This window comes from Phenylobacterium conjunctum (genome assembly GCF_042679085.1).
GTDB classification, from domain to species: domain Bacteria; phylum Pseudomonadota; class Alphaproteobacteria; order Caulobacterales; family Caulobacteraceae; genus Phenylobacterium; species Phenylobacterium conjunctum.
This window is the reverse complement of sequence record NZ_JBHTLQ010000006.1, coordinates 1-26,097: the sequence shown is the minus strand read 5'-3', so window position 1 is coordinate 26,097 and position 26,097 is coordinate 1. Positions and strand designations below refer to the sequence as shown.

The following is a 26,097-nucleotide window of genomic DNA, read 5'->3' as shown; positions in this document are numbered from 1 at the left end:
AATGACTGACGAAGACCGGGCGCTGATTGACCGAGTGGTCAAGCCCTACACCGCCCTTCACGCCTTGGTCGTCAACTACCCCGAAGAGGTCGCCGCCCTCCTATCCGCCGCCCGCCAAGCCCGCACCCAGGGGCCGGGAGAGGGGTTCGTGGTGGTGCCGGTGGAACCGACGCGGGAGATGTTGAAGGCCGCTGGCGACTACGCCGACGAGTGCGCGCGGCTGAATTACGGCGGTGCGCCTGATGCTGAAGGCACTTGGTCCGCCATGCTTGCCGCCGCCCCTCCCGCCTCTCTGATCAAGGAGGGGTAGGGTGAGCAACAAGCGAGCGCCGGTTCAGGGGCTAGACGGTGGCATTCCGTGGGATATGCACCTTCGCGCCTACGAGGTTTACGAAAAGCGTTGGGGTGAACAGAGGGCCCTATTGGACCTTGAAGGGCGCAACTGTCGCGGCGGCTTCGGCGTAGGGGAACTGGATAGCTTTATCCCCGGATGGCGTGCCGAACTAGAGCTGCGCGAAGGCGTAAAGCTGGTCTCAAAACAGAGGTTTGGTCAAGAGCATCTGACCCCCACCCAGGACACCACCCATGACCACTGAGACGCAAGAGCTGAAGGCATGCCCGAACCCGTGGTGCGGCGAGAAGCAAAGCGTGGCGAAGGTCAGAGATGTTCCCAAGCCGACGTTCCGGGTGATTTGCAAGTGTGGCGTGATGGGGCCGATGGCGCTTTCCGAAGCCAAAGCCATCACCGCCTGGAACACCCGCCCCCGTGAAGAAGCCCTAGAGGCTGAGGTGGTGGCGCTTAGGGCTCAAGTGCGAGCCGCCTCCGAGGCTGCTCAAGTGGTCTGGAGCGGAGAACATGCCCGCCTAGAGGCTGAGGTGGGGAGGTTGAGAAATCTCTACGAGGGCAAGCGATACGGCGATGCAACGCAGGATGTTCTTCAAGATAGCGCGTGGATAGCCGGGGCAAAGTTTGCATCCAACTGCCTTGAAGCGGGAAATCGAGGCCTTCTCCTTGACGCCATAAATCGGCGAATAGATGAGCGCGTTGCCCTCTCCACCATACGGGCTAGTAGGGAGGGGGAAGGCCGTGAGTGAGCAAGTCCACCGGGTTTGCAGGGTCATCCGTGGCGAGTGCAAGGGGTGCTCAGAGTGCACCGAGGGCATGGGCGGCGCTCGCTACTACCGAGCCTGCTACCAGCACGCCGTCGAGGTCATCAACACGGTCGAGACCGGCAACCCCTGGCGGAAGACGGAAGGGGTCAAGGCCCCGTGGACCGCCCTCACCACCCACCCCGCCCAGCCGGAAGGAGAAGGCCATGACCACTGAGACGACTGTCATTGAAGAGATCGCCGCCGAGCGGCGCCGTCAGATCGAGGTGGAGGGCTGGACGCCAGAGCACGACGACGAGCACACGGCGGGAGAACTTGCCGATGCCGCCGCCGTTTACGCGACCACACGCCGAATTGCGGACGAGCGAGGCCGACTGACGGACGTTGGTCATTGGTGGCCGTGGTGCCTTTCCTGGTTCAAGCCTCAAGGCCGCCGCCGCGATCTGATCAAGGCCGCTGCGCTCATCGTCGCTGAGATCGAGCGACTGGATCGCCAGGAGGCGCCCACATGACCGCTGAGACGCAAGAGCTGAAGGCGTGCTGGTGCGGCGCCGCACCCGTCAGAAGGACCGAAGACCACTATGCGGAGGGCGACCACGCGCGCGCTTTTGTGATCAGATGCGAAAACGCGGACTGCGGCGCGAAGCTTTCCGTTCGCGTCATGGGGCCGTGGGGATATCGCAGGCCAGATGACCCAGAAAGCAACGAGGCCGCCAGCGCAGAAGCGGACCGCCGCTGGAACAGCCGCCCCCGTGAGGCAGAACTAGAGGCTGCTCTGGAGGAAGCAGAGAGGGCGTTGGAGGCGCTGAAGGGCGCGTTCTGCACTCCATTAGCGCGTCGCGCAATGGGTGGTCACAGCTTAGACCAGCAAGAAGCGACGCTCATGGCGTCCAGCGCCCTCACCCGTATCAGAGCCGCGAAAGGGGGAGAGGATGGCCGCTGACGGCTTTCGAGTTCTGGTCTGCGGTGGCCGCGACTACGCCGACCGAGACCGCGTATTTGCCGAGCTGGACGCCCTCCAGCCGATCCGCATGGTTATCCATGGGAATGCGCGCGGGGCTGATGCTTTAGCCCATGACTGGTGCCTGTCGCGGCGCGTTCAGGCCGCTCCATGCCCCGCCAAGTGGTCGAAGTACGGCAAGCGGGCCGGGCCGATGCGGAACGAGGCCATGTTGGGCTACAGCCCAGACCTTGTTCTGGCCTTTCCCGGTGGGCGCGGGACTGCTGACATGGTGAGCCGAGCCACAAAGGCCGGCGTTCGCGTGGTCGAAATCGCTACCCTCCGCGCCCTGATGGGGAAGGAGGGGGAGGATGGCTGACAAGCTCGCCTACACCGTTTCCGAAGCCGCCGAAGCCGTAGGGGTCCACCGGGCGACCATCTATCGCCTGGTCAAGGCCGGCGAACTCCGGCTGGTCAAATTCGCCGGCCGCTCCGTCATCCTGGCGGAGGATCTGAAGGAGGCCCTGCATCGGGCCGCAAGTAGCGCGGCGGCCTGACCTTGGAGAGGGCGAAGTCGGCCCAGGCCTCCATGAGCCTGCGCCGCTTCTCCAGGGCGTCGCCGCGGCGATAGGCCCGTTCCGTCTCATCCCCGACCAGATGCGCAAGGGCCGCCTCGATCACCCCGCTTGAGAAGCCCGTCGTGTCTTCCGCCCAATCCTTGAAGGTTGACCTGAAACCGTGGACGGTCACGTCGACGTTCATGATGCGCAGAACCCGATCCATCGACATGTTCGAGAGCGGGTCGCCGGCCTTGGCCCCTCGGAACAGGTAGGCGACCTTGTAGCCAGGCGGCGGCTTTGCGGCGGCCACGGCCTCCAGTGCGTCCAGGGTCAGCGGAACCCGGTGTGGCCGCTTCATCTTCATCCGCACAGCCGGGACGGACCAGACGGCGCCCTCGATCTCGGCAGGAACCGCGAACCTGACCTCCTGCGTCCGCGCCGCCGTCAGGATCGTGAACTCCAGCGCCCGAGCTGACACGCCGCCCCGCTCCCGCAAGGCGACCATGAAGTCCGGCAACTGCTCATACGGCAACGCGGGGTGGTGGCGGACCTTGCGCTCCGGGCGCGGCAGGAGAAGCGCTAGGTGGGCCTTCCAGCGGGCGGGGTTCTCCCAGGGGCCTGAGATGAAGCCGGCGGCCCTGGCGGCGTCCAGAACCCGCTCCACGCGCCCCCTGATGCGCTCCGCCGTCTCGGGGATCTCCGTCCAGTGGGGTTTTAGGGCGTCGAGAACGTGGTGGGTCGCGATGGCGTCGACGGGGAGCTTCTGCAGGCCCGGCAGATAGTCGGTCAGGGTCCGGCGCCATTGCTCCCGGTGCTTGTCGCTCTTGAGGGTCAGGCCGTCGACGATCTTGTTCGCGTAGGCGCCGAACTCTGGGACCTCCGCCCGGGCCGCCGCCTCGAGCCGCCGAACCTCTATCGGGTTCCGGCCGGCCACGAGGTGCTTGCGCGCCGCGTCCCTGGCTTCGCGGGCCTCCTTCAGGTCCACGTCCTCAACAGTCCCCAGGCCCATCTCCTTGCGCTTCCCGCCGTATTGGAAGACGAAGGACCAGCGCCGATTCCCCTTGTCGTCGACGACCAGATAGAGGCCAGAGCCGTCCGCATAACGCCCGGCCGCCTTCGTCGCGGCGACCGACTTCGCGTTCAACCTGTTCGATACTCGCCCCGCCAACCCTAAGCCCAACCCTAAAAGCCGCCAGCGTCAGGTGACGACAGGCTGCGACAATGGGCGAACCTTGGGCGCCGGAAGGCCTTTCCCGCAAGGGCGAAATGCGACAACCCACGACAGGCTGCGACGGCGGTTCTATCTCTGCTCGGGGAGCCATCGCGGGCTTCAGATTTCCTCACATCGCAAACCTGAAAAACCAAACACAGTTTGGTTCGCCCCCGTGCGTTTTGCCTCTCCCCAGATGGCAGTCGGCGTGCAAATTTCCCCCTAACGAACGGTCGCCCGGTTCTGGGTGGGACGGCCGGGGGGAGGAAAACGTCATGTCCACGCTCAAGCAGCTTGCGCCTGCGGTCCTGGTCGGCCTGATCGCCGGCGGAGCCGTCGCCATCGGGGCCGAACTGGCCAAGCCTGACGCCGCGCCGAAGCCGGCGCCGACCGCCGCGCCGGCGGCCGCCAAGCCCAAGGCCGCCGCGGACAACCACCTCCCGGGCTGGAGCCAGGACCGCAACGCCTATTTCGGCGACCTGCACGTCCACACCTACCTGTCCTTCGACGCCTACATCTTCAATGTGCGCCGCACGCCGGAGGACGCCTATCGCTTCGCCCTGGGCCAGCCCATTAGCCATGCGGGCGGCTATGACATCCGTCTGCAGGGCGGGCCGCTGGATTTCACCGCCGTCACCGACCACTCCGAATACATGGGCGCCATCCGTGAGGCCGCCGACAAGTCGAGCCCGCTGAACAAGCTGCCCCTGGTCCAGGGCCTGTTCTCGACTGAGCCCAAGCAGATCATGCAGGCCTTCAACACCATGGTGACCGGCTACGAGCACGGCACCCTGCCCAAGGAGTTCTCTGATCCGGCCATCGCCTCCCGCGCCTGGACCGAGGTCCAGCAGGCCGCCGCCAAGTACAATCGCCCGGGGCGCTTCACAACCTTCGTGGGCTATGAGTACACCTCCGCGCCCGACGGCCGGAACCTGCACCGCAACGTGATCTTCAAGGGGGCCAAGGTTCCCGACGCGCCCTACACCGCCCTGATCTCCAACGATCCTGAGAACCTGTGGCGGACCATGGACGGCTGGCGCGGCAAGGGCGTCGAGGCCCTGGCCATCCCGCACAACTCCAACGGCTCCGACGGCCTGATGTTCGACACCGTGCGCCGCAATGGCGCGCCCATCGACCGCGCCTATGCCGAACTTCGCATGCGCAATGAGCCCCTGGTCGAGATCTCCCAGGTCAAGGGCACGTCGGAGACCCATCCGTCCCTGTCGCCCAATGACGAGTGGGCCAACTTCGAGATCATGGAAAGCTACATCGGCTCCGACAAGCCGGTGACCAAGTTCGTCGGCGGCTATGTGCGGCGGGCGCTGGAAGACGGGATCCTCTCGCGCGAGACCAAGGGCTTCAACCCATTCAAGTTCGGCTTCATCAGCTCCACCGACACCCACAACGCCGCCCCCGGCAGCGCCGAGGAGACCCACTATGTGGGCAAGGTCGGCCGCTCCGACTCCACCGGCGAACTGCGTGGCTCCCTGCCGCCCAAGGGCGTGACCAGCTGGGATCAGGCGCCGCCGGCCGATCCCCGCCAGGCGCGATTCCAGACCTGGGGCGCCTCGGGCCTCGCCGGGGTCTGGGCTGAGGAAAACAGCCGCCAGGCGATCTACGCCGCCATGCGCCGCAAGGAGACCTTCGCCACCTCCGGCCCGCGGATCCGCGTCCGCTTCTTCGCCGGCTATGGCTTCCCCGAGAACATCCTCGATCGGCCGGACTCGGTGCGCCAGGCCTATGCTCACGGCACGCCCATGGGCGGCGACGTGACGCCCGCCAAGGCTTCGCCCCAGTTCCTGGTCTGGGCGGTCCGCGACCCCAATTCCGGCTATCTGCAACGCGCCCAGATCGTGAAGGGCTGGGTCGAGAACGGCGTCGCCAAGGAAAAGGTGTTTGACGTGGCCTGCTCCGACGGCCTGAAGCTCGATCCGGCCACCAGCCGCTGCCCGTCCAACGGCGCCGGCGTCAACATGGCCACCTGCGAGCCCGACCGCTTCAAGGGTGATGTTGAGCTCAAGACCGTCTGGAAGGACCCGGAGTACAATCCGAAGCAGCGCGCCTTCTATTACGTCCGCGTGCTGGAGAACCCCTCCTGCCGCTGGTCGACCTGGGACGCCCTGCGCAACGGCACGCCCCCGAACCCCAAGCTCGCCCCGACCATCATGGAGCGCGCCTGGTCTTCGCCGATCTGGTTTGAACCCAAGGCCTGATCCGTTCTCATGTGGAAGCGCCTCCTTCGGGAGCCCCTGGTTCATTTCATTGCGATCGGGCTCGTCCTCTTCGTCGGCATGACGGCGTTGAAGGCGGCCCATCGCCCCACGGTCCGGCTGGACGCCGCCGAGATCGAGCAGCTGGCCGGCTACTGGTCGGCCCAGGCCGGCCGCCAGCCGACCTCCGAAGAGCTGAAGGCGATCATCGACGAGCGCGTCAATGATGAGCTGTTGGCCCGCGAGGCCCTCCGGCTCGGCCTCGACAAGGACGACCTGATCATCCGCCGGCGCCTGGCCCAGAAGATGGCCTTCGCCAGCGAGGACGCGGCCCCGGTGCGCGAGCCCACCCGCGCCCAGCTCGAGCGCTACTTCCGTGACCACGCCGCCCGCTACGCCAATCCCGGCAAGGTCGCCCTGCGCCACGTGTTCATCAGCGGCGACCGCAAGGCCGACGACGCCCATCGCGAGGTCCTGAAGGTCCTGGCCGTGGCCGGCTCCAATGAGGGCGAGCCGCACGGCGATCCGTTCATGCTGCCCCTGACCTATGCCGACGTCGCGCCCCGCGACCTGGAGCGGGACTATGGCGCAGAGTTCGTGAAGGCCGCGGAGACCGCGCCAGTGGGGGAATGGGTCGGCCCCATCGCCTCGCCCTACGGCCTGCATGTGCTCCTGGTCGAAGCCCGCCAGCCGCCCCACCCGCCGGCCTTCGACAGCGTGCGCGATCTGGTCCGCGAGGACCTGCTGGCCGAGGCCCGCAAGGCCGCCAACACCCGCTATCTCGACCGCCTGCGCCAGCGCTACCGGGTCGTCGTGAGCGGCGCCCCGCAATGATCCGCGCGGTCCTCGCGGCGGTGCTGGTCTGGCTGGCGACCGCCCTCCCCGCCGCCGCCCACGAGGTGCGCCCGGCCCTGGTCCAGATCCTCCAGACCGCGCCCGGCGACTACGAGGTGACCTGGAAGCAGCCGGTAGTGGGCGACATGGCCGTGCGCCTGCGTCCGCACCTTTCCAGCGGGGCCATCGACCGCCGCCCGGACGCGGAGACCTCCACCGCCGCCTTCCTGGTCCGCACCTGGGAGGTGCGCGGCGGCGCCCCCCTCGCCGGCCAGACCCTGACCATCGAGGGCCTGCCGCAGTCCGTCACCGACGCTCTGGTCCGCATCCGCGCCCCCGACGGGACCGAGATCAACACGGTCCTCAAGCCCGCCTCGCCCTCCATGCGGCTCGGCGCGGATGCGCCCCAGGCTCTCGCCGTCCCCGCCTATCTGTTGCTGGGGATCGAGCACATCCTCACCGGCCCGGACCACCTGCTGTTCGTCCTGGGCCTCTTGCTGCTGATCGGCCCGCGCTGGGGCGTGCTGAAGGCGGTCACCGGCTTCACGGTGGCCCACAGCCTGACCCTGGCCCTGGCGGCGCTCGGCTACATGCGCTTCCCCAGCGCGGTGATCGAGGCCTTGGTGGCGCTCAGCATCGTCTTCGTGGCCCGCGAGCTGCTGGTGAAGCCGGCCGAGCCGACCCTCACCCAACGCTGGCCCTGGGTCGTGGCCTTCGCCTTCGGCCTTCTGCACGGCCTGGCCTTCGCCGGCGCCTTGTCAGACATCGGCCTGCCCAAGGACGGCGCGGTCCTGGCGCTCTTGCTGTTCAATGTCGGGGTCGAGATCGGCCAGCTGATGTTCATCGCCGGCGCCGTCGCGGTGATCCTGGCCCTCCGGCGCATCCGTCTGCGCGCGCCCGTCCTTGACGCCCCCTGGGCCCAGGCCCTGCCAGCCTACGTCATCGGCGGCCTCGCGGCCTTCTGGGTGATCGAGCGGGTGCTGGCGGTCTAGCTCCCCCAACGGCATCTGGACGCCCCGCCGCGCGCCCTGACATATGACGCCCATGCTCGACCTCACCCGCCCCGCCCGCCTCAACCGTTCCCAGCTGTCGGTCCCCGGCTCCCAGCGCCGGTTCCTGGACAAGGCCGCCACCAGCGCCGCCGACATCGTCATGCTGGACCTGGAAGACTCGGTCGCCCCGCCGGACAAGCCGGCCGCCCGCGAGACGGTGATCGCGGCCTTGAACGAGCTCGACTGGGGCGAGCGCACCGTGTCGGTGCGGATCAATGCGCTGGACACCCCCTTCATGTACCGCGACCTGATCGAGGTGGCCGAGCGTGGCGGCGACCGCCTGGACCTGATCATGGTCCCCAAGATCAACAAGCCCGCCGACGTCCACCTGCTGGACGTCCTGCTCTCCCAGATCGAGGCCGCCACCGGCCGCCGCCGCCTGGGCCTGGAGCTGCAGATCGAGACCGCTGAGGGCTTGAACAATGTCGAGGCCATCGCCGCGGCCAGCCCGCGGGTGGAGAGCCTGCACTTCGGCCCCGGCGACTTCGCCGCGTCCATCGGCGCCCGCACCACCTCCATCGGCGGTCCGGTGCCGGACTATGCGATCCTGGCCGACGCCGATGCGGCCGGCGTGCGTCACCGGTTCCTGGGCGATCCCTGGCACTATGTGCTGGCCCGCATCGTCGTCGCCTGCCGCGCCGCCGGCGTGCGGCCCGTCGACGGCCCCTATGCCGACTTCAAGGACGCCGAGGGCCTGGAAGTCGCCGCCCGCCGGTCAGCCGCCATGGGCTTCGACGGCAAGTGGGCCATCCACCCCAGCCAGATCGACGCGCTCAACGCCGCCTTCAGCCCCTCCGAGGCCGAGATCGACAAGGCCCGCCGGATCCTGGCCGCCCTGGAAGAAGCCTCAACCGCGGGCCGCGGGGCCGTCGTGCTGGATGGCAAGATGATCGACATCGCCTCCATCCGTCAGGCCCAGGGCCTGGTGGAAAAGGCGCGCCGGATCGGGTTGGCCTAGGTCCCCACGCAATTGTTCGCGGGAGGCGTCCTTCTCCCCTTGTGGGAGAAGGTGGCCCTGCGGAGCAGGGTCGGATGAGGGGTCTCTCAAATCTCTCAAGCACGGCGTTGGGATAGGGCGGACAGGCTCGCGCGACCCCTCATCCGTCAGCTTCGCTGACACCTTCTCCCGCAAGGGGAGAAGGATACGAATGCAGCCGGCCCCCACCGAACCCAATTGAGTTCGGAGCCTAACCCGCCTCCGCCGTCATCGCCTCGGCGCCGTCACAGCGGATGGCCTTGAAGACGCCCGTAGCCACGTCGCCGGTCAGCTTCACCGGCTGGCCGACAAAGATCGGCGAGGTGGCGCGGAACGCGAAGCGCTTGAGCGGCCGGCCCAGCCTGCGGGTCGCCAGGTCATGCAGGCGTGCGGCCGTGAAGGGGCCGTGCACCACCAGGTCCGGATAGCCTTCCTCGCCCTGCGCATAGGGCCGGTCATAGTGGATCCGGTGGCTGTTGAAGGTCACGGCCGAGAACCGGAACAGGTTGACCGGCGTCGGGCTCCACAGCTCGTCCTCGCGCTCCAGCACATGGGGCTTGAGGGTCGGCGCCGGGGTCGGGTCGCCGGCCTCGCGATAGACGATGGTCTGCTGCTCGCGCAGCTTCTGGGCGCCCGCCTGGCGGATCACCCGCTCCACCTCGACGAACACCAGGTCGCCGGTGCGGCCCGAGCGGTGCTTCACATCCAGGATGGTCGAGACCATCTCCGCCTCCGCACCCAGTGCCAGCGGCGCATCGAAGCTCATGGACGAGGCGGCGAACATCCGCCTGGGCAGGGTCACCGGCGGCAGGAATCCACCGCGCTTGGGGTGGCCGTCCTCGCCGATCTGGTCGTCGGCAGCCACAGGCAGGAAGAAAGCCCAGTGGGCCAGGGGCGGCGGCGCAGCCTCGACCTCCAGCCCCGCGCCGACCGCGGCGGCGAACCGGCGCAAGGCTTCGACGTCCAGCGCCTCGGTGCGCCGTTCCTCCCGGCCGATCCAGCCGCGCCAGGTGTCCACCAGGCTCTGATCCAGGCTCTCGCTCATTGCCCGCCCCTTTTCGAAAACACGCGCCGCCTCAATGCGGATTTTCAGGCGACAGCGCAAACCCGCGCTCGCCTCACGCACGGATTTAGTGGCGCGGCGGCCTGAGGATTTCGTATGGCTGGGACATGAAATTCACGATCAAGTCCCCCCAGACGTCCCAGACGATCGCGCGCAACCCGGACGCCGACCGCGCCGCCCTCCAGTCCGTCGCCCAGCTGGCCCAGGCCGGCGACATGGAAGCCGCCGCGCTGAAGGCCGCCCAACTGCTGCAGGGCGGGCTTGAGCACCCCTATCTGATGAACATCGTCTCGGTGAAGCTCGAGCGGGAAGGCAATCTGGGCGACGCGCTCAAGGTCCTGTCAAGGGCTCGCCAGATCGCCCCGACCGACCTGGGCGTGCTGAACGCGCTGGGCCTGATCCTGGTGCGGCTGGAACGCCCGGTGGAGGCGCTGGAAGCCTTCGACACCGCGCTCACCCTCGACAAGGACCTGCCCTTCCTGCACGCCAGCCGCGGTCTGGCCCTGCAGATGGTCGGCCGCCTGGACTGGGCTGAGACCGCCCACCGCCGGGCGCTCGAACTGTGGCCGGACCATCCCATCGCCCTGGCGGGCCTGGCCTCCATCGCCAGCCAGAAGGGCGACCACACCACCGCCCGTGAGTTGGCGGAAAAGGTGCTGGCCCAGCACCCCGGCTATGCGGACGCCGAGCTCACCCTGGCCAAGGCCGACCTGGCCGCCAAGGACGCCCCCGCCGCCGAAGCCCGCATGCGTCGCCAGCTGGCCGATCCGCGCCTGACGCCCCTGGAAGTCGCCAACGCCCAGAGCGCGCTGGGCGACGCCCTGGACGCCCAGGGTCACGCGCCTGAGGCCTTCGCCGCCTACGAGGCCTGCAACACCGCGCTGAAGTCGCTTTACGCCCCGCGGTTCGGCGGCGACGGCGCCCGCGCCTTCACCCAGGCCATGACCCGCTGGTTCGCCCAGGGCCCGACCTGGACAAAGACGCCGGCCCGCGCCCCGCGCGCCAATGAGCCGCGCCGTCACGTGTTCCTGCTGGGCTTCCCGCGCTCCGGCACCACCCTGCTGGAAGTGGCCCTGGCCGGCCATCCGGATGTCGCGACCCTGGAAGAACAGGACGCCCTGGCCCCCGCCGCCCGCGTCTTCATGGCCAGCCCGGCCCTGGACCGCCTGACCCAGGCCTCGGAGCGCGAGCTCGAAGACCTGCGCCACACCTATTTCGACCTGTGCCTCCAGGCCGGGGCCGAGGTGGCGGGCAAGGTGTTCCTCGACCGCTTCCCGATGAACACCCTGAAGCTGCCGCTGATCGCACGGCTGTTCCCGGATGCGGTGATCCTGTTCGCCGAGCGCGACCCCCGTGACGTGGTGCTGAGCTGCTTCCGCCGCCGCTTCGCCATGAGCGCGCCGATGTACGAGTTCCTGACCCTGGAAGGCGCCGCGCGCTTCTATGACGCAGTCATGGGCTTCGCCCACAAGGTCCGTCCGGTGCTGGGCCAGTCGATCCACACCGTCCGGCACGAGGCCCTGGTGGCCGACTTCGAGGGCGAGATGCGCAAGATCTGCGACGCCATCGGCCTGGAGTTCACCGCTGAGATGGCGGATTTCGGCACCCGCACGGCCACTCGCGCCATCGCCACGCCCTCCACCGCCCAGCTGACCGGCGGTCTAAGCTCGGAGGGCGTCGGCGCCTGGCGCCGCTATGAGGACCAGCTGAAGCCGGTCCTGCCGCTCCTGACCCCCTGGGTGGAGCGGCTCGGCTACGGGGCCTGAGCTACCAGGTCCCGACGTTGGGCATGGAGGCCCAGGGCTCCGCCGGCGTCTTGGCCGGGCCGACCTGCAGCAGCTCCACCGAGATGCCGTCTGGCGAGCGGACAAAGGCCATGCGCCCGTCGCGCGGCGGCCGGTTGATGGTCACCCCTCCGGCCTGCAGCCGGGCGCAGGTCTCGTAGATATCGTCCACCGCATAGGCCAGGTGGCCGAAGTTGCGACCGCCGCCATACTCTTCCGGGTCCCAGTTATAGGTCAGCTCCACCGCCGGGGACCGGTCCAGGGTCGTGGCCCCAGGCTGGTTGGCGGTCGCCTCGTCGCCGGGCGCGCACAGGAAGACCAGGGTGAAGCGCCCCGCCGGGTTGTCCACCCGCGACACCTCCTTCAGGCCCAGCTTGGCGCAGTAGAAGTCCAGGGAGGCCTCAAGGTCGGTCACGCGGACCATGGTGTGCAGGTACTTCATCGCCGGATCACTCCCGTTCAAACCCACGCGCCAAAGGTGCGGCGCGCGCAAAACCATGCCGTCAGGTTGCGGCTTGCAGGGCACAATAGCCGGGCCTCGCGCTTCCTGTCCGCGATTTCATTTGTTTTCGCCGAACGGTGGCAGCAGAAGCGCAAGCAACTATCTGATCAGGCTTAGGGGATTCCCTCGGGCGTCTCGCCCGGCGGAGTAGCGACAGTCGCGCTGGGGACACGACCGTATGCGTATGAAGTCTTCGTACATCGTGGTGATCGCCATCCTTGTGGTGGTGGCGCTGGCCTTCACGATCGGCAGCCTGAGCGGCGACGGCAAGCCCAAAGCGGACGCCAAGGCCGCCCAGGCCAAGGCCTCCCAGTTGCCGACGGTCCAGGTCCTGGTCGCCCAGGAAACCCTGCACGACTACACCGTCACCATCCGCGGCCGCACCGAAGCGGCGCGCTCTGTTGTCGTTCGCTCCGAGAGCGCCGGCACGGTGGCCCAGACCCCGGCCGTGGAAGGCAGCTTTGTCCGCAAGGGCCAGGTGCTGTGCCGCCTGAACGTTGACGCCCGCCAGGCCGCCGTCGACCAGGCCCGCGCCCTCGTGCGCTCGCGCCAGCTCACCCGCCAGGCCTCCACCGACCTCGCCGCCAAGGGCTATCGGTCCCAGACCCAGGTCCTGCAGGATCAGGCCAACCTGGACAACGCCCAGGCCACCCTGCGCCAGGCCGAGGTCGCCCTTGAGCAGATGAACATCCGCGCGCCGTTCGACGGCGTGTTCGACAAGCGCGACGCCGAGGTCGGCGCCTATCTGGCGCCCGGCCAGTCCTGCGGCTCGATGATCGAGTTGAACCCGATCCTGATCGTCGGCGACCTGCCGGAGCTGGAGACCTCGCGCCTGCGGGTCGGCGCCACGGCCAGCGCCAAGCTGCTGGACGGCAAGGTGCTGAGCGGCCGGGTCCGCTATGTCGCCCGCGAGGCCGACGCCCAGACCCGCACCTATCACGTGGAGGTCACGGCCTCGAACCCGTCGCTGGCGGTCCGCTCGGGCCTTTCGGCCACGGTCCGGATCCTGACCGGCCAGGGCCCCGCCCATCTGGTGCCGGTCTCGACCCTGGTGCTCGACGCCGCCGGTCGCCAGGGCGTGCGCCACGTGCAGGGCGACAACGTGGTCGCCTTCTCGCCGGTCAATGTGATCGAGGAGACGCCCCAGGGCGTCTGGGTGTCCGGCCTGTCCGGCGCGGTGAAGGTGATCACCGTCGGCCAGTCCTATGTGGCCGAGGGCCAGAAGGTGCAGATCGGCGCCAGCCGCTGATCCGCCGGGCCCGCCCAGGCGGGTCCCTGAAGAGTTTGAACGGGCGCTCGGGGCTTGCCTCGCGCCCTGGGAGGCGAAGAGATGATCGGTCCCTTGATCGACGGAGCCATCAAGCGTCGCAAGGTCGTGCTCGGCGTGACCGTGATCGCCAGCTTCTTCGGCTTCCTGGCCTATATGGCCATGCCCCGGGAATCCAACCCGGACATCACCATCCCCTTCGTCTCGGTGGTGGTCCCCTACCCCGGCGTTAGCCCGGAAGACGCCGAGCGCCTGCTGGTCAAGCCGCTGGAGACCCAGCTGCAGTCCCTTGAGGGGATCAAGCAGATGAACGCCGCCGCGCGCCAGAGCATGGCCGTGGTGACCCTGGAGTTCGAGCCCGACTTCAACAAGGACAAGGTGCTGGCCGACGTCCGCGCCAAGGTCGACCTGGCCCGCGGCAAGTTCCCGCCCGACGCCGAAGAGCCGATCATCCAGGAAGCCAACTTCTCCGGCGACCCGGTCATCGGGATCGTCCTGTCCGGCGCCGCGCCCGAGCGAGAGCTGGTCCGCGTCGCCCGCGACCTGAAGGACCGCCTGGAGGCCACCCCCGGCGTGCTCGAAGCCGAGCTCAGCGGCGGCCGCGAAGAGTTCCTGGAGGTCACCGTCGATCCTGTGCGGATGGAGGCCTACAACGTCACCACCGGCGAACTGGCCCAGGTGATCAGCCGCAATAACCAGCTGGTCCCTGCGGGCGACCTGCGCTCCGGCGGCGGCAAGTTCGCGGTCAAGGTGCCCGGCGTGGTCGACAAGCCCGAGGACATCCTGGCCCTGCCGATCAAGAAGAACGGCGACCGCCTGATCACGGTCGGCGACATCGGCGATGTGCGGCGCACCTTCAAGGAGCCAAACTACATCACCCGCTTCAACGGCCAGCCGGCCTATTCGCTGGAGGTCTCCAAGCGGGCCGGCGCCAACATCCTCGACACGGTGAAGCGCGTCCGGGCCACCGTAGAGGCCGAGCAGAAGCGGTGGCCGGAGACGGTCCACGTCTCCTACACCTTCGATGAGAGCGACTTCATCGGCCGCACCCTCAACGTCCTGGAGGGCGGCCTGATCTCGGCCACCCTGCTGGTCATGGTGATCATTATCGCCAGCCTGGGCATCCGCCAGGGCCTGATGGTGGGCCTGGCGATCCCGGCCTGCTTCATGCTGGCCTTCCTGATGCTCAACGCCATGCACGTGACCCTGAACCAGATGGTCATGTTCGGCATGGTGCTGGCCGTCGGCATCCTGGTCGACGGCGGCATCGTGGTGGTGGAGTACGCCGACCGGAAGATGGCCGAGGGCCTGCCCAAGGAGGAGGCCTTCGCCGCCGCCGGCAAGCGCATGTTCTGGCCGGTGCTGAACGGCACCCTGACGACCCTGTGCGCCTTCATCCCGTTCATGTTCTGGAACTCGATCGCCGGGAAGTTCATGAGCTTCCTGCCGTTGACCCTGTTCTTCGTGCTGGGGGCCTCGATCTTCGTGGCTCTGATCTTCACCCCGGCGCTCGGCTCGATCATGGGCCGCAAGGCCGGCGTCGATGAGCACCTGCTGGCCGAGATCGAGAAGTCCGAGCGCGGCGACCCGCGCGAGATGAGCGGCTTCATGGGCTGGTACGCCCGCACCCTCAGCACCCTGGCGCAGCATCCGGGCCGCACCAGCCTGGGCACCCTGGCCATCGTCATCGCCGTCTTCGTGGTGTTCGGCAAAACCCCGCACCGCACCGAGTTCTTCCTGGAGCAGGATCCCGAATGGGTCTCGGTCTACGTCAAGGCGCGGGGCAACATGTCGCCCGACGCCCAGGACGTGCTGGTCAGCCAGGTGGAACGCCGGCTGATGGGCATCAAGGGCGTCGAGAGCCTCTATGTGCGCACGGGCTCAGCCAGCTCCGGCGGAGGCCCCAACGCCCCGCCCAACGACACCATCGGCCGCATCCAGGTGGAGTTCCTCCACTATGAGGACCGCAAGGCGCTCGGCCTGCGCGGCAAGGATATCGCCGACGAGGTGCGCAAGCGCGTCGCCGATGTGCCGGGCATGCAGGTCGAGGTCCGCGAGCCCCAGGGCGGCCCGCCCACCGGCAAGGACGTCCAGGTCGAGCTGCGCGGCAACGATCCCGCGGCCCTCAACCGCACCGCCGACATGGTCAAGGCCAAGCTCGCCCAGGATCCCCAGCTGATCGAGCTGGAGGACAACCGCACCTCGCCGGGCATCGAGTGGAACCTGACCGTCGACCGCGAGGCCGCCGGCCGCTACGGCGTCGATGTGCTCAGCGTCGGCCAGGCGATCCAGTACACCACCGGCGGCGTGCTGGTCGGCCGCTTCCGGCCCGACGACGCCGAGGACGAGCTGGACATCCGCGTCCGCTTCACGCCCGAGGGCCGCAACGTCGCGGCCTTCGAGACCCTGAAGATCCCCACCGCCATGGGCCCGGTGCCGGCCAGCTACTTCGTCAAGCGCGTCCCCGCCCAGCAGGTGACCACCATCGCCCGCCGCGACAGCCAGCGCCTGATCGTCGTCCAGGCCAACACAATCGAGGGCGTGGCCGCGAACCAGAAGATCGCCCAGCTCCGGCCCTGGCTGGAGAAGGCGCCCATCGACCCCTCTGTGCGCTGGAAGTTCACCGGCGCCGACGAGGAAGGGCGCAAGGCGGTGGTCTTCTTCATGACCGCCATCTCGGCGGCCCTGTTCATGATGATGATCATCCTCTTGTGGCAGTTCAACAGCTTCTACGGGGTGTTCGTGACCCTCTCGGCGGTGGTCCTGTCCACGGTCGGGGTGCTGCTGGGGGTCGAGGTGAACCTGCTGGGGACCTTCGACTACATCTCGGTGATCATGCTGGGGACCGGCATCGTCGCCCTGGCCGGGGTGGTGGTGGGCCACAACATCGTGCTGGTCGACACCTTCTACCAGCTGCGCCGCGCCGGCTATGAGGCCGACGAGGCCGCGGTCCGCGCCGGCGCCCAGCGCTTCCGGCCGGTGATGCTCACCACCCTGGTGACTGTCGTCGGCCTCCTGCCCCTGATGTTCCAGATCCACCCGAACTTCCATAACTTCCACATGGAGTACCGCGCGCCGGGCTCGGAGTGGTGGGTGCAGCTGTCGGCCGCCGTGGTCTGGGGCCTGTCCTTCGCCACCCTGCTGACCCTGGTCCTGACCCCAGTCCTGCTCGCGGCCCCCAAGGTCGCCTCCCGCCGCTTCGCCTGGCTGTTCGAGAAGATGGGCCTGCGCAAGCGGCGCGCGGGGACACAGGGTCTGCCGAAGGCGGCGGAATAGCTGGCGGTAAAGGGGCAAACACGCCCCTGACGGGAATATCTGGCGCGCACACCTTCGGTTCGCTATCAAGGCGGACGGGGGGACTGTGTCATGCCGAAATCTTCGAACCTGCCGCTGCTCGCGGGCGTGGGCGTCGCGGTGGTGCTGCTCGCCGGCGGCGGGGCCTGGCTCTATCGCGACAGTGTCAGCGCCGCCCAGGACCAGGCCGACGCCCGGTGGACGCCGGAATTGCCCAAGGGCCGCCTGGAGCTCCTGAGAACCAGCTTCAAGCAGACGCGCCTGCTCGCTCTGGACTCGGTTCCACCGGCCGGCAAGCTCACCGAGGCTGTGGTCCTGGTGGTCGCCTCATCGCCGACCGGCCTTGACGGCGGAGCCGCCATGACCAGCCAGCGCATCCGTATCGACTGCGCCAAGGGCCGAATCTTCGACGGCGACCAGGGCGCCTTTGATGTCGACGGCAAGCCCCTGTCGACCAAGCTGCTGTCCGGCGGCCGCTACGGCCGGCCCGCGGACACCGAGGAGACCGAGGTCCCCCGGCTCTGCGGCGGGGCCAAGGCCGGACGGACCTTCACCGACCGGCACGCCGCCCAGCGGGAATACCAGACGCCGCCGGACACCTATGAGACCATCGCCGCCGCCCGGCCCAATGATCCGAACGTCTTCGCCTGGCTGTGCTCGGCGGGCGCCAGGGGCCGATGGCGCGAGACCACGCCCGGGGACTGCGACAAGGCGCTCAAGCTCAACCCGACCCTGGCGGAGGTCCACCTGGACCGCGCCTTCCTCAACCTGATCATCGGCAAGCAGGCGGTGGCCGAGGCCGGCTTCCGCAAGCTGTTGGCCCAGGAGCCGGACAACGCCGCGGCGCTGTTCGCCCAGGGCCTGATCCTGGCCATGCGGGGCGATAAGGCGGCCAGCAAGGTCAAGCGCGCCCAGGCCCTGAAGATCGACCCCAAGATCCCGGAGTGGATCGAGACCCGCTACGGCATCGGCATCAGCGACGAGTACCGCACGGGCTGACGCGAGCGCCAAACTCAATATCGCTCTTTACTTATATAACTACGCGCCGATAGACTTCCCCCTGTCACACGGAGGAAGACGCCATGGATATCGACATCGCCCGGGTGCTGGGCCCGATGGACCGCTCGGTGCGGCGCTTCGACAAGGACGGCAAGGCCGCCAGCGCCGTCACCCTGACCCGCCTCTATGACACCGACGTCGAGGACCTGTGGGATGCGGTGACCAGCCCCGAGCGCCTGCCCCGCTGGTTCCTGCCGGTTGAGGGCGATCTGCAGGTCGGCGGCCGTTACCAGCTGCAGGGCAACGCCGGCGGGACCATCACCGCCTGCGCCCCGCCCCAGCGCTTCGAAGCCACCTGGGAGTTCGGCGGCGACGTCACCTGGATCGCCGTTCGCCTCACCCGGGAGGGCGACCAGGCGCGGCTTACGCTTGAACACACCGCCCTCGTGCAGGACCATTGGACCCAGTTCGGCCCCGGGGCCGTGGGCATCGGCTGGGACATGGGCCTGATGGGACTTCTGCTGCACCTGGACAGCGGCGCCGCCCTCGACCAGGCCGAGGTCTTCGCCTGGATGGCCTCGGACCAGGGCAAGGCCTTCGTCGCCGAGAGCGGCGAGGCTTGGCGCGCGGCGGATGTCACCGGCGGTGAAGACCCCGCCGAGGCCAAGGTCCGCTCCGACCGCACCATCGCCTTCTTCCAGGGCGAGCCGCCGCCCGAGGTGGCGCATCCGGGCACAGGCAGCTGATGCAGGCCTTCGACGTCCTCGCCGACCCGGTCCGCCGCCGCATCCTCGAACTGCTGGCGACGGAGGAGCGCGCCGCCAATGAGGTGGTGGAGATCATCGGCGCCGAGTTCGGCATCAGCCAGCCCTCGGTCTCCCAGCACCTCAAGGTCCTGCGCGACAACGGCTTCGCCACTGTCCGCGCTCAGGCCCAGCGCCGCATCTACGCCCTGGACCCCGCGGGCCTCCAGGCCGCCGACGCCTGGCTCGGCGGCTTCCGCGCCTTCTGGGAACCCAAGCTCGACGCCCTGGCCACCGAAATCGCCCGCGGCAAACGCGAGCGGCGGATGGCGCCGCTCAAACGGAGGGATGGGGAAAGGGCTTAGAGGCGGTTCGGGCTCACGCCTCATCCCACCCGAAGACGTCCTCCACGCCCACGCCGAACAGCCGGGCGATCCTGAAGGCGGTCTCCAGGCTCGGCGAATAGTGGCCCTTCTCGATGGCCACCACGGTCTGGCGGCTCACCCCAATGGCTTCGGCCAGCGCCGCCTGGCTCATGCCGCCATGCTGGTCGCGATAGGCCGAGACCCGGTTGGTGATCGGCAGCGGTTTGCGGCCGATCATGAGCCGGAGCGCAGGAAAGCGATCTGCAGGACGTACTCGACGAACTGCGAGAGGATCAGCCCGCCGACGATCAGATAGAACAGGATGGCCGTATCGCCCGAGTGGGCCACGTACAGCACCGCGGCGACGGCGAGCCCGCCCTGCACCAGCCCCGCCCAATGGCCGGCGCGCCACAGCATCGGACGCTCGCGCTCGTCCGGCGGCAGGTCCGCCCCCTTCGGCGCCAGGATGGCCAGGGCGATATCGACGACGATGGTCGCCACGAAGGCGCAGATGGCCGGCCCCAGGAAGTCCTCCGGCGGCGGCAGCCCCGCCCCCGCCTGCGCCGCCGCCAGGACCAGCTTCCCGTAGTAGGCCCCGGTGATGAGCATCACCGCCCCCATCACCCAGGCCGAAATCTCGCGCAACGACATGCCCGCCTCCGCAAGTGTCAAATATCTTGGACACATGATTGGGCGCGACGAGGCTGGATGTCAAATATCTTTGACACTATATCGTCAGCGTCGGCGTAACCGATCCCTGTTCCCGGTCAGGCTCGGCGCGCAGCGGCTAGCACCGGAACGAAGGCCAAGGCCGCAAGTCCGCATCCCCCGAACACGATCCAGGCATAGGCGCTAGCCGCGCCGATAGGCAGGGCGCCAATCAGAGCGGTGCCGGTCGCCGCCAGGGACATCTGCAAGAATCCCAGCAGCGCCGAAGCGAGGCCGGCGCGGTCGCCAAAGGGCTCAAGGGCGATGGCGGTGCCGATGGGATTGATCAGCCCCATGCCGCCCAGAAACAGGGTCACCGCCGCCATGAAGGGCGCCGGGGACGTCGACCCGGCCTGGAGCAGCAGCCAGAGCCCGCCGGCCAGGGCGATCAGCACGCCGGCCAGCCCCACCCTCGGCGCGCCCCAACGGCGGATGAGCCGGCCGGTCGACAACCCGGCGCCGAACACCACCACGACGGTGGCGGCGAAGAACACGCTCAGGCCCGCGGCGCTGACGCCCATAGCGCCCATCAGGATCGCCGGCGCCGCGCCAAAGAAGGCGTAGAGGCAACCGATCACCAGGCTCACGGACAGGCCGGGGAAGATGAACCTCGGATCGACGGCCAGGCCGGCATAGGTGCGCCCCACGGCGCCCGGCGAGGCGGTGCGCCGCCGCTTCCGAGGCAGGGTCTCGCCCAGGCTCAGGACGTAGGCGGCCCCGATGGTCACCGCCGCCGCCGACGACAGGACAAAGGTGCTGCGCCAGCCAAAGGCCGCCGTCAGGGCGGTTCCCAGGGCGGGCGAGAAGCCGGGCGCCGCCGCCATCACGATCATCATCAGGGCGATGGCCCGCGTCAGCTCGACGCCGTCATAGGAATCTCGCGCAATCGCCCGCGACAGGACGGAGGTCGCGCAAGCGCCTAGCGCCTGGATCATCCGCCCGGCGATGAGCACCGGCAGGGCGGTCGCCAGCCCACAGACCAGGCTGCCCGCCAGGAAGGCCACAAGGCCGCCGATCACGAAGGGCGCGCGGCCATAGGCGTCCGACAGCGGGCCGATGGCCAGCTGGCCGACCGCAAACACCAGGAAGAAGCTGCTGAGCGTCCAGGCCATTTCCCGCGGGGTGACGGCCAGGCTGGCCGCCATCTGGGGAAAGGCCGGCAGCATGATGTTGGTGGCCAGCACCCCCAGCGCCGCCAGGCTGGCCAGCAGGGCCAGCCGGCCTCCGGTCAGGGGGGCGGGCGTCTCGGACCCCGCGGTCTCACCCACGCAGCACGCCGCCCGGCTCGGGATCCACGTCGAACACCAGCAGGGTCGAGGTGGCCGTGGCGCACAGCCGCCCCTCATTGTCGTGCAGGGTCGCCTCGGCGAAGGCCACCCGACGCCCGGACGAGATCACCCGCCCCTCGGCGCGCACTGGCCCGCTGCGCTCAGTCAGGCCGCGCACATAGGAGACCTTGAGCTCCAGGGTCGTGTGGCCCTTGTGCGCGCCCAGCTGGGAGTGCACCGCGATCCCGCAGCAACTGTCCAGCAGGGTCGCCGCATAGCCGCCGTGCACGCCGCCCATCGGGTTATAGACGCTGCGGTCCGGCCGCCCCTCAAAGACCACCCGCCCCCGCTCGATCTCGATCAGCCGGAAGTCCAGGGTCCTGGCCATGGGCGCCCGGATGTCCTGCGTCAGCATGGCCTGGAGTTGCTGGAAGCCGTCCGGGGCCTCGTCCTTGTCCTGCGACATGCCGGTCACCACACCTCGCGGTGGGGGCGGATCTCGGCCCGGAACGACCAGGCCGACCTCGGCTGGTGCGCCAGGTGCCAGACCTCGGCGGCGATATCGTCGGGATGGCAGAAATAATCGTCGGGCTTGTCCGGGTTCATCTTGCGCTGCCATTCCAGGTCGATGGCCGCGTCGATGACCAGATAGGCCACATGCACGCCGCGCGGCCCCATGGCGCGGGCCATGGATTCGGCCAGGATCCGCTGCGCCGCCTTGGTCGGCGCGAAGGCGGCGAAGTTGGCGCGCCCGCGCTCCGACGATGTGTTGCCGGTCACGATCAAGGCCCCGCCGCCGGCCGCCTCCATGCGCGGCGCCGCCCAACGTCCCAGGTGCATCAGGGCCATGACATTGACCTGGAAGTTCTGCTGCAGAACCGCCGGATCGGCGTCGAGGAAGTTGGCGAAAGCCCCGCCGACCGCATTGTGGATCACTACCTTGGGGACCCCGCCCCGCGCCTCGGCCTCAGCCAGAGCGGCCTCGAAGGCGACCGGGTCCGACACGTCGCAGGGCAAGGCGAAGGCGTCAGGAAGCTCCTTGGCCAGGGCCTCCAGCCGCTCGGCGTTGCGCGCCAGCATGGCCACCTGAAAGCCTCCGTCATGGAAGCGGCGGACCAGGGACGCGCCGGTGCCCGGGCCAACGCCAGTGATGATGGCCAGCGGCTTCATGCGGCGGCTCCCAGGCTGGCGCGGACGAAGTCAAAGCGGTCATTGCCGAAGAACATCTCGTCGCCGACGTACATCGTCGGCGCACCGAACACGCCCCGCGCCACAGCGGCGTCCGTGCCGGCGTCAAGCGCAGTGTCAAGCTCGGCCGCGTCGATGCGCTCCAACAGACCCGACGCCGAAACCCCGGCTGCGCTCAGCACCGCCACCACGTCGGCGGGCGTCGATAGGGGCAAGCCCTGCCCCCAATATGCGTTGAAGATGGCACGGACCGCGGCGTCCGCCTGGCCCAGTTCCTCGGCGGCGAGCGTCGCCCGCAACAGCCGGCGCGCGTCGATCTGGCTGGACTGCGGATGCCGCTGGAACGGAACCTTGTAGAGCCCCACCCAGCGCATGAGATCGCGGCCCAGATAGGCCCCCTTGGGCTTGCAGGTGATGCTGGTCGGCACATTGCCCACCTTGTCCATCAGCTGAAGGATCTCGAAGGGCCGCCAGGCGATCTCCGCCCCCAGGCTGCGGACCTGGGTCTGGGCCAGGTAGGCGTAGGGGCTGCGGTAGTCGAAGTAGAAGTCGAGTTTGGCCAAGGGGGGCTCCTCTGGACACCGGGTTGTCGTGACTGCCGTCTGAACGGCCGCGCCATCTGCATGATGTTTGTCATCCAGAAAGATGATGGTCATAATGTTGATCGTCAACCAGGAGATTTGCCATGGGCCACTCGCAGGCCGAAAAGGCGCAGAGCCGCGAGCGCATCTTGGCCGAGGCCGCACGGCAGGTTCGCAGCGACGGGCTGGAATCCGTCAGCGTCGGCGCCCTGATGAAGAGCGCGGGCCTGACCCATGGCGGCTTCTATGGCCATTTCGAGAACCGCCAGGCCCTGCTGACCGAGGCGCTCGAGCGCGCCCTGGAGGACGGTGAAGCCAAGGCCCAGGACCCCAGCCTGAGCTTCGAGGACATGGTCCGCGGCTATCTCAGCCGCTCGCACCGCGACGGCCGCGACAGCGGATGCGGGGTGGCCGCCCTGGTCTGCGACGCCGCCCGCGCCGACGAGCCCGCCCGCGCGGTGATGAGCGACCACGTCGACAGCTTCATCGCCACCCTGGCCAGGACCCTCGACGGCGATGAAGAGCGCGCCATGCTGGCGGTCAGCGCCCTGGTCGGCGGCCTCGCCCTCTCCCGCGTGATGACCGACCCGGCCCGCTCGGACCTGATGCTCAAGGCGGTGCGTCGGGGCCTGAGCGCCCTGGCGAACGACGGGATGGCCGAACCGACCTAGTCTGCCCGGATGGGCGCAGAATCACGGAACGAGCCAAGGGTCGGCTGCGGCGTCGCCATCCTTCGCGACGACGCCCTGCTGCTCATCCGCCGCGCCCGCCCGCCTGAAGCCGGCTGCTGGAGCCTGCCCGGCGGCAAGATCGATCTTGGGGAACGCACCGAAGACGCCGCCCGCCGTGAAATCCTCGAAGAAGTCGGCCTGCGCCTGGGCGATCTCCAGCTCCTCTGCGTCGTGGACCTGTTGACCCCGGACGCCCACTGGGTCTCCCCGACCTTCCTGGCCGAGAGGTTCGAAGGCGAGCCCATCCTGCTCGAACCCGAGAAACACACCGGCCTGGGCTGGTTCAAGCTGGACGCCCTGCCCTCGCCGCTGGCGTTGTCAGCCGCAACCGCCGCCGATCAGCTGCGGGATCGATGCGCAAGCTGACGGTCGCGCCGATATTGCGCCCCTAGTGCGCCCGCGTCTGCCGCCGCCAGAGCGCCGCGTATTCCCCGGCCTTCTCCAGCAGTTCGGCATGGGTCCCGCGCTCCACCACCTTGCCCCGGCGCAGGACCAGGATCTGGTCGGCGTCGACGATGGTGGACAGGCGGTGGGCGACGACCAGGGTGGTGCGGCCGGTGCGGACCTTGCGCAGGGTCTCCTGGATGGCGGCCTCGGTGGGGCCGTCAAGGGCGCTGGTGGCCTCGTCCAGGATCAGCAGTCGCGGCTGGGCCAGCAGGGCCCGAGCGATGCCGACCCGCTGGCGCTCGCCGCCAGACAGTTTCAGGCCGCGTTCGCCCACGACGGTCTCCAGCCCCTTGGGCAGGCTCTCGATGAACTGCCCCAGCTCGGCGGCGTCAGCGGCGGCGCGGACCTCGGCCTCGGTCGCCTCGGGCCGGCCAAAGGCGATGTTGGCGAACAGGGTGTCGTTGAACAGGGCCACGTCCTGGGGCACGAGCGCGATGGCCCGGCGCACATCGGCCTGGCGGGCCAACCGCAGGTCCACCCCGTCCAGGCTGACCACCCCGCTCTGCGGGTCGAGCAGGCGCAGGGCCAGACGCACGGCGGTGGTCTTGCCGGCCCCGGACGGCCCCACCAGGGCGGTGGTGGTCCCCGGCGGAGAGACAAAGCTCACCCCGGTCAGGCCTGTGGAACGGGCGTCGTGGCGGAACTCCACCTCGCGGAAGGCGAGCTCGGCCCCCTTCCCCGTCGCGGGCGGCAGGGGTGTCGCCTGGGCCGCATCGGTGATGTCAGGCTTCATCGAGGTCAGGCCGACCATCTGCTCCATGTCGATGAAGGCCTGGCGGATTTCCCGGTAGTTGAAACCCAGCATGTTCAGCGGGCCATAGATGCCGGTCAGCAGCAGGATGGCGGTGGTCACGTCGCCGATCCGCATGTGGCCCTGCATGACCTCGATCCCGGCCATCACCGCCATCAGGCCTAAGCCCACATTCAGCACCAGGGCCTGGGCGGCGTTCAGCAGCGACAGCGAGGCGTTGGCCTGAACCGAGGCGCCGACATATTCGCCCATGGCGGTCTCGTATCGGCCCACAGTGCGGGCCTCGGCGCCGAAGGTCTTCACGGTCTCGAAGTTGATCATGGCGTCGACGGAGACGCCGGCCGCGCGGGTGTCGGTCTCGTTCAGGCGGCGGCGGTGCGACAGCCGCCAGTCGGTGATCCGGAAGGTCAGGAAGGTGTAGAGGACGATGGTCGCCATCGCCGCGACGGCGAACCGCCAATCCAGGCGGGTGACCATCACCACCATGGCCAGGACCAGCTCGATGGCCGTCGGGCCCAGGTTGAAGACCACGCTGCGCAGCAGGAAGTCGGTGGACCGCGATCCCCGGTCGATGATCCGCGCCAGGGCCCCGGTCTGCTTCGACTGGTGGAAATCCAGGGACAGGGCCAGCGAATGGGCGAAGGTCTCCACCGCCGCCTTGGCCATGGTCTGCTGCGAGACGGGCGTGAACACCACGTCGCGGGCATAGGGCGCGCAGGACGAGATCAGCCGCAGGGCGGCGAACGCCACCGCCAGAGTGACGAAGTCGGCGCCGATCCGGACCGCCGTCCCGGCCGCCGGCGCCAGGGTGTTGATGGCGTCGCCCAGCATGACCGGGGCCCAGACCCCGGCCAGCTTGCCCAGAAACACCAGGGCCAGGGCCGCCGGCAGCCGCCAGCGCAGACCCGCCGCGCCGGAGCGAAGCACCAGGCGGCCCAGCTCGCCCATCGAGCGCCAGAAGCCGAATTTCTCCGCGGCCCGCATGGTCGGATCGGGGGCCGCCGTGGAGCCGGCGCCGTGGGCGTGATGAAAAGCCAAATCAAATATCCTTGGGCGCAGAACGCTACATCAGGGCGCCGAATTCAGAGCGCCAATATGGTCGATTGCACGCCGCCGCCAGGGGTCATCCAGTCGACCCTTAGGCCGCCCGAACTCGCCTGAACCCGGAAGGGGCCGGTGGTCAGGGGCGCGGCGGCCCCGGCGTCGAAGCGCAGCCGCGCGTCCAGGCCGTCGCCGAACAGCTTCACATCATGCGCCCCCGGCCCCAGGGGCTCGGTCAGGGCCAGGCTGACCTGTCCGGCCTCGTCCGCGCGGCCCTCGGCGACCCGGCGGCCATCAATCCAGACGCTGACCCCACCCTTGGGCGCGGCCCGGCCAGAGACCACAACCGCGCCCTGGCGGTCGAAATCCACCGCGGTCACCCCCGGCGCGGCCGAGCCGCCCAGCCGCAGGGCGCCGGCGCCCGCGCGCAACAGCCAGCCCTGGCCACTGGGCGCCAGCAGCACATAGCCCTC

Annotated in this window: 30 protein-coding genes and 1 pseudogene; 20 read left to right on the top strand and 11 right to left on the bottom strand. The window is 68.9% G+C overall.

Annotated elements, in window-relative coordinates; translation table 11 throughout:
• Position 1 precedes the first annotated feature (1 nt).
• From ACFQ27_RS03800 to ACFQ27_RS03765, 8 genes are read left to right on the top strand one after another with little or no spacing between them, the layout of a single operon-like run.
• A complete protein-coding gene (locus ACFQ27_RS03800) occupies positions 2-310 on the top strand; it encodes a hypothetical protein (protein ID WP_377352595.1) in 309 nt (102 codons plus the stop codon).
• A gap of 1 nt (position 311) precedes the next feature.
• Positions 312-596 (top strand): hypothetical protein, encoded by a 285-nt coding sequence (locus ACFQ27_RS03795; protein ID WP_377352594.1) that lies wholly within the window; start codon positions 312-314, stop codon positions 594-596.
• The gene (locus ACFQ27_RS03790) at positions 586-1,095 is read left to right on the top strand and encodes a Lar family restriction alleviation protein (protein ID WP_377352592.1); all 510 of its coding nucleotides are present in this window, start codon (positions 586-588) and stop codon (positions 1,093-1,095) included. The genes ACFQ27_RS03795 and ACFQ27_RS03790 overlap by 11 nt, the downstream gene beginning before the upstream one ends.
• The gene (locus ACFQ27_RS03785; protein WP_377352591.1) at positions 1,088-1,327 is read left to right on the top strand and encodes a hypothetical protein; all 240 of its coding nucleotides are present in this window, start codon (positions 1,088-1,090) and stop codon (positions 1,325-1,327) included. The genes ACFQ27_RS03790 and ACFQ27_RS03785 overlap by 8 nt, the downstream gene beginning before the upstream one ends.
• A complete protein-coding gene (locus ACFQ27_RS03780; RefSeq protein WP_377352588.1) occupies positions 1,317-1,622 on the top strand; it encodes a hypothetical protein in 306 nt (101 codons plus the stop codon). Before ACFQ27_RS03785 ends, ACFQ27_RS03780 begins: the two co-directional genes overlap by 11 nt.
• Positions 1,619-2,053: a hypothetical protein gene (locus ACFQ27_RS03775; protein ID WP_377352585.1), complete on the top strand. Its 435-nt coding sequence runs from the start codon at positions 1,619-1,621 to the stop codon at positions 2,051-2,053. The genes ACFQ27_RS03780 and ACFQ27_RS03775 overlap by 4 nt, the downstream gene beginning before the upstream one ends.
• A complete protein-coding gene (locus ACFQ27_RS03770; RefSeq protein ID WP_377352583.1) occupies positions 2,043-2,429 on the top strand; it encodes a DUF2493 domain-containing protein in 387 nt (128 codons plus the stop codon). The genes ACFQ27_RS03775 and ACFQ27_RS03770 overlap by 11 nt, the downstream gene beginning before the upstream one ends.
• On the top strand, positions 2,422-2,607 hold the full coding sequence (locus ACFQ27_RS03765) for a helix-turn-helix domain-containing protein (RefSeq protein ID WP_377352582.1): 186 nt from the start codon (positions 2,422-2,424) through the stop codon (positions 2,605-2,607). Before ACFQ27_RS03770 ends, ACFQ27_RS03765 begins: the two co-directional genes overlap by 8 nt.
• On the opposite strand, the gene ACFQ27_RS03760 is transcribed toward ACFQ27_RS03765, so the two are convergent.
• Positions 2,546-3,754: a tyrosine-type recombinase/integrase gene (locus tag ACFQ27_RS03760; RefSeq protein ID WP_377352580.1), complete on the bottom strand. Its 1,209-nt coding sequence runs from the start codon at positions 3,752-3,754 to the stop codon at positions 2,546-2,548. The genes ACFQ27_RS03765 and ACFQ27_RS03760 overlap by 62 nt on opposite strands.
• A 341-nt stretch (positions 3,755-4,095) precedes the next feature.
• Here ACFQ27_RS03760 and ACFQ27_RS03755 point away from each other — a divergent pair, with 341 nt between their 5' ends.
• From ACFQ27_RS03755 to ACFQ27_RS03740, 4 genes are read left to right on the top strand one after another with little or no spacing between them, the layout of a single operon-like run.
• Entirely contained in the window at positions 4,096-6,033 is a 1,938-nt protein-coding gene (locus ACFQ27_RS03755) for a DUF3604 domain-containing protein (protein ID WP_377352578.1), read from the top strand.
• Positions 6,034-6,042: 9 nt separating this feature from the next.
• Positions 6,043-6,864 (top strand): peptidyl-prolyl cis-trans isomerase, encoded by an 822-nt coding sequence (locus ACFQ27_RS03750; protein WP_377352577.1) that lies wholly within the window; start codon positions 6,043-6,045, stop codon positions 6,862-6,864.
• Positions 6,861-7,856 (top strand): HupE/UreJ family protein, encoded by a 996-nt coding sequence (locus ACFQ27_RS03745; protein ID WP_377352575.1) that lies wholly within the window; start codon positions 6,861-6,863, stop codon positions 7,854-7,856. The genes ACFQ27_RS03750 and ACFQ27_RS03745 overlap by 4 nt, the downstream gene beginning before the upstream one ends.
• 52 nt (positions 7,857-7,908) lie before the next feature.
• Positions 7,909-8,874, top strand: coding sequence for an HpcH/HpaI aldolase/citrate lyase family protein (locus ACFQ27_RS03740; protein ID WP_377352573.1), 966 nt, complete (start codon positions 7,909-7,911; stop codon positions 8,872-8,874).
• Between the two features lie 229 nt (positions 8,875-9,103).
• On the opposite strand, the gene ACFQ27_RS03735 is transcribed toward ACFQ27_RS03740, so the two are convergent.
• Positions 9,104-9,937, bottom strand: a complete 834-nt coding sequence (locus ACFQ27_RS03735; RefSeq protein WP_377352572.1) for an FAS1-like dehydratase domain-containing protein — start codon at positions 9,935-9,937, stop codon at positions 9,104-9,106.
• A gap of 125 nt (positions 9,938-10,062) precedes the next feature.
• On the opposite strand from ACFQ27_RS03735, the gene ACFQ27_RS03730 reads away from it, so the two are divergent.
• Entirely contained in the window at positions 10,063-11,721 is a 1,659-nt protein-coding gene (locus ACFQ27_RS03730; RefSeq protein ID WP_377352571.1) for a tetratricopeptide repeat-containing sulfotransferase family protein, read from the top strand.
• Between the two features lies 1 nt (position 11,722).
• On the opposite strand, the gene ACFQ27_RS03725 is transcribed toward ACFQ27_RS03730, so the two are convergent.
• A complete protein-coding gene (locus ACFQ27_RS03725; protein ID WP_377352569.1) occupies positions 11,723-12,181 on the bottom strand; it encodes a VOC family protein in 459 nt (152 codons plus the stop codon).
• A gap of 238 nt (positions 12,182-12,419) precedes the next feature.
• Between ACFQ27_RS03725 and ACFQ27_RS03720 the strand changes: the two genes are divergently transcribed.
• From ACFQ27_RS03720 to ACFQ27_RS03700, 5 genes are all read left to right on the top strand, one after another.
• Positions 12,420-13,490, top strand: a complete 1,071-nt coding sequence (locus tag ACFQ27_RS03720) for an efflux RND transporter periplasmic adaptor subunit (RefSeq protein ID WP_374346164.1) — start codon at positions 12,420-12,422, stop codon at positions 13,488-13,490.
• Positions 13,491-13,571: 81 nt separating this feature from the next.
• Positions 13,572-16,784 carry an efflux RND transporter permease subunit gene (locus ACFQ27_RS03715; protein ID WP_377352567.1) on the top strand — a complete coding sequence of 1,071 codons (3,213 nt, stop codon included), beginning with the start codon at positions 13,572-13,574 and terminating at the stop codon, positions 16,782-16,784.
• Between the two features lie 90 nt (positions 16,785-16,874).
• On the top strand, positions 16,875-17,801 hold the full coding sequence (locus ACFQ27_RS03710; RefSeq protein ID WP_377352565.1) for a tetratricopeptide repeat protein: 927 nt from the start codon (positions 16,875-16,877) through the stop codon (positions 17,799-17,801).
• An 83-nt stretch (positions 17,802-17,884) separates the two neighbouring features.
• Positions 17,885-18,547 carry an SRPBCC family protein gene (locus tag ACFQ27_RS03705; RefSeq protein ID WP_377352563.1) on the top strand — a complete coding sequence of 221 codons (663 nt, stop codon included), beginning with the start codon at positions 17,885-17,887 and terminating at the stop codon, positions 18,545-18,547.
• Complete coding sequence (locus ACFQ27_RS03700; RefSeq protein WP_377352562.1) at positions 18,547-18,909, top strand: ArsR/SmtB family transcription factor; 363 nt, start codon at positions 18,547-18,549, stop codon at positions 18,907-18,909. Before ACFQ27_RS03705 ends, ACFQ27_RS03700 begins: the two co-directional genes overlap by 1 nt.
• A 13-nt stretch (positions 18,910-18,922) precedes the next feature.
• On the opposite strand, the gene ACFQ27_RS03695 is transcribed toward ACFQ27_RS03700, so the two are convergent.
• The 6 genes from ACFQ27_RS03695 to ACFQ27_RS03670 form a co-directional block, all read right to left on the bottom strand.
• Positions 18,923-19,147 carry a helix-turn-helix transcriptional regulator gene (locus ACFQ27_RS03695; RefSeq protein WP_377352561.1) on the bottom strand — a complete coding sequence of 75 codons (225 nt, stop codon included), beginning with the start codon at positions 19,145-19,147 and terminating at the stop codon, positions 18,923-18,925.
• On the bottom strand, positions 19,144-19,560 hold the full coding sequence (locus ACFQ27_RS03690; RefSeq protein ID WP_377352560.1) for a hypothetical protein: 417 nt from the start codon (positions 19,558-19,560) through the stop codon (positions 19,144-19,146). The genes ACFQ27_RS03695 and ACFQ27_RS03690 overlap by 4 nt, the downstream gene beginning before the upstream one ends.
• Before the next feature lie 116 nt (positions 19,561-19,676).
• The gene (locus ACFQ27_RS03685; protein WP_377352559.1) at positions 19,677-20,885 is read right to left on the bottom strand and encodes a multidrug effflux MFS transporter; all 1,209 of its coding nucleotides are present in this window, start codon (positions 20,883-20,885) and stop codon (positions 19,677-19,679) included.
• Positions 20,878-21,351 carry a PaaI family thioesterase gene (locus tag ACFQ27_RS03680; protein WP_377352557.1) on the bottom strand — a complete coding sequence of 158 codons (474 nt, stop codon included), beginning with the start codon at positions 21,349-21,351 and terminating at the stop codon, positions 20,878-20,880. The genes ACFQ27_RS03685 and ACFQ27_RS03680 overlap by 8 nt, the downstream gene beginning before the upstream one ends.
• Before the next feature lie 5 nt (positions 21,352-21,356).
• Entirely contained in the window at positions 21,357-22,055 is a 699-nt protein-coding gene (locus ACFQ27_RS03675; protein ID WP_377352555.1) for an SDR family NAD(P)-dependent oxidoreductase, read from the bottom strand.
• A complete protein-coding gene (locus tag ACFQ27_RS03670) occupies positions 22,052-22,636 on the bottom strand; it encodes a 2-hydroxychromene-2-carboxylate isomerase (RefSeq protein WP_377352554.1) in 585 nt (194 codons plus the stop codon). Before ACFQ27_RS03670 ends, ACFQ27_RS03675 begins: the two co-directional genes overlap by 4 nt.
• 122 nt (positions 22,637-22,758) lie before the next feature.
• Here ACFQ27_RS03670 and ACFQ27_RS03665 point away from each other — a divergent pair, with 122 nt between their 5' ends.
• The gene (locus ACFQ27_RS03665; RefSeq protein ID WP_374346177.1) at positions 22,759-23,325 is read left to right on the top strand and encodes a TetR/AcrR family transcriptional regulator; all 567 of its coding nucleotides are present in this window, start codon (positions 22,759-22,761) and stop codon (positions 23,323-23,325) included.
• A gap of 9 nt (positions 23,326-23,334) precedes the next feature.
• Positions 23,335-23,751 (top strand): NUDIX domain-containing protein, encoded by a 417-nt coding sequence (locus tag ACFQ27_RS03660; RefSeq protein ID WP_377352552.1) that lies wholly within the window; start codon positions 23,335-23,337, stop codon positions 23,749-23,751.
• A gap of 22 nt (positions 23,752-23,773) precedes the next feature.
• On the opposite strand, the gene ACFQ27_RS03655 is transcribed toward ACFQ27_RS03660, so the two are convergent.
• Together ACFQ27_RS03655 and ACFQ27_RS03650 are read right to left on the bottom strand one after the other, a co-directional pair.
• A complete protein-coding gene (locus tag ACFQ27_RS03655; protein WP_377352761.1) occupies positions 23,774-25,567 on the bottom strand; it encodes an ABCB family ABC transporter ATP-binding protein/permease in 1,794 nt (597 codons plus the stop codon).
• A 98-nt stretch (positions 25,568-25,665) separates the two neighbouring features.
• Positions 25,666-26,097: pseudogene (locus ACFQ27_RS03650) on the bottom strand (hypothetical protein); the annotation flags it as partial.

Coding starts and splice junctions, on each gene's coding strand:
- ACFQ27_RS03775 (WP_377352585.1), top strand. CDS start 1,619: ATGACCGCTGAGACGCAAGAGCTGAAGGCGTGCTGGTGCGGCGCCGCA.
- ACFQ27_RS03790 (WP_377352592.1), top strand. CDS start 586: ATGACCACTGAGACGCAAGAGCTGAAGGCATGCCCGAACCCGTGGTGC.
- ACFQ27_RS03730 (WP_377352571.1), top strand. CDS start 10,063: ATGAAATTCACGATCAAGTCCCCCCAGACGTCCCAGACGATCGCGCGC.
- ACFQ27_RS03705 (WP_377352563.1), top strand. CDS start 17,885: ATGGATATCGACATCGCCCGGGTGCTGGGCCCGATGGACCGCTCGGTG.
- ACFQ27_RS03765 (WP_377352582.1), top strand. CDS start 2,422: ATGGCTGACAAGCTCGCCTACACCGTTTCCGAAGCCGCCGAAGCCGTA.
- ACFQ27_RS03770 (WP_377352583.1), top strand. CDS start 2,043: ATGGCCGCTGACGGCTTTCGAGTTCTGGTCTGCGGTGGCCGCGACTAC.
- ACFQ27_RS03710 (WP_377352565.1), top strand. CDS start 16,875: ATGCCGAAATCTTCGAACCTGCCGCTGCTCGCGGGCGTGGGCGTCGCG.
- ACFQ27_RS03740 (WP_377352573.1), top strand. CDS start 7,909: ATGCTCGACCTCACCCGCCCCGCCCGCCTCAACCGTTCCCAGCTGTCG.
- ACFQ27_RS03780 (WP_377352588.1), top strand. CDS start 1,317: ATGACCACTGAGACGACTGTCATTGAAGAGATCGCCGCCGAGCGGCGC.
- ACFQ27_RS03665 (WP_374346177.1), top strand. CDS start 22,759: ATGGGCCACTCGCAGGCCGAAAAGGCGCAGAGCCGCGAGCGCATCTTG.
- ACFQ27_RS03715 (WP_377352567.1), top strand. CDS start 13,572: ATGATCGGTCCCTTGATCGACGGAGCCATCAAGCGTCGCAAGGTCGTG.
- ACFQ27_RS03655 (WP_377352761.1), bottom strand. CDS start 25,567: ATGCGGGCCGCGGAGAAATTCGGCTTCTGGCGCTCGATGGGCGAGCTG.
- ACFQ27_RS03700 (WP_377352562.1), top strand. CDS start 18,547: ATGCAGGCCTTCGACGTCCTCGCCGACCCGGTCCGCCGCCGCATCCTC.
- ACFQ27_RS03725 (WP_377352569.1), bottom strand. CDS start 12,181: ATGAAGTACCTGCACACCATGGTCCGCGTGACCGACCTTGAGGCCTCC.
- ACFQ27_RS03680 (WP_377352557.1), bottom strand. CDS start 21,351: ATGTCGCAGGACAAGGACGAGGCCCCGGACGGCTTCCAGCAACTCCAG.
- ACFQ27_RS03750 (WP_377352577.1), top strand. CDS start 6,043: ATGTGGAAGCGCCTCCTTCGGGAGCCCCTGGTTCATTTCATTGCGATC.
- ACFQ27_RS03755 (WP_377352578.1), top strand. CDS start 4,096: ATGTCCACGCTCAAGCAGCTTGCGCCTGCGGTCCTGGTCGGCCTGATC.
- ACFQ27_RS03800 (WP_377352595.1), top strand. CDS start 2: ATGACTGACGAAGACCGGGCGCTGATTGACCGAGTGGTCAAGCCCTAC.
- ACFQ27_RS03720 (WP_374346164.1), top strand. CDS start 12,420: ATGCGTATGAAGTCTTCGTACATCGTGGTGATCGCCATCCTTGTGGTG.
- ACFQ27_RS03745 (WP_377352575.1), top strand. CDS start 6,861: ATGATCCGCGCGGTCCTCGCGGCGGTGCTGGTCTGGCTGGCGACCGCC.
- ACFQ27_RS03735 (WP_377352572.1), bottom strand. CDS start 9,937: ATGAGCGAGAGCCTGGATCAGAGCCTGGTGGACACCTGGCGCGGCTGG.
- ACFQ27_RS03660 (WP_377352552.1), top strand. CDS start 23,335: ATGGGCGCAGAATCACGGAACGAGCCAAGGGTCGGCTGCGGCGTCGCC.
- ACFQ27_RS03675 (WP_377352555.1), bottom strand. CDS start 22,055: ATGAAGCCGCTGGCCATCATCACTGGCGTTGGCCCGGGCACCGGCGCG.
- ACFQ27_RS03695 (WP_377352561.1), bottom strand. CDS start 19,147: ATGATCGGCCGCAAACCGCTGCCGATCACCAACCGGGTCTCGGCCTAT.
- ACFQ27_RS03690 (WP_377352560.1), bottom strand. CDS start 19,560: ATGTCGTTGCGCGAGATTTCGGCCTGGGTGATGGGGGCGGTGATGCTC.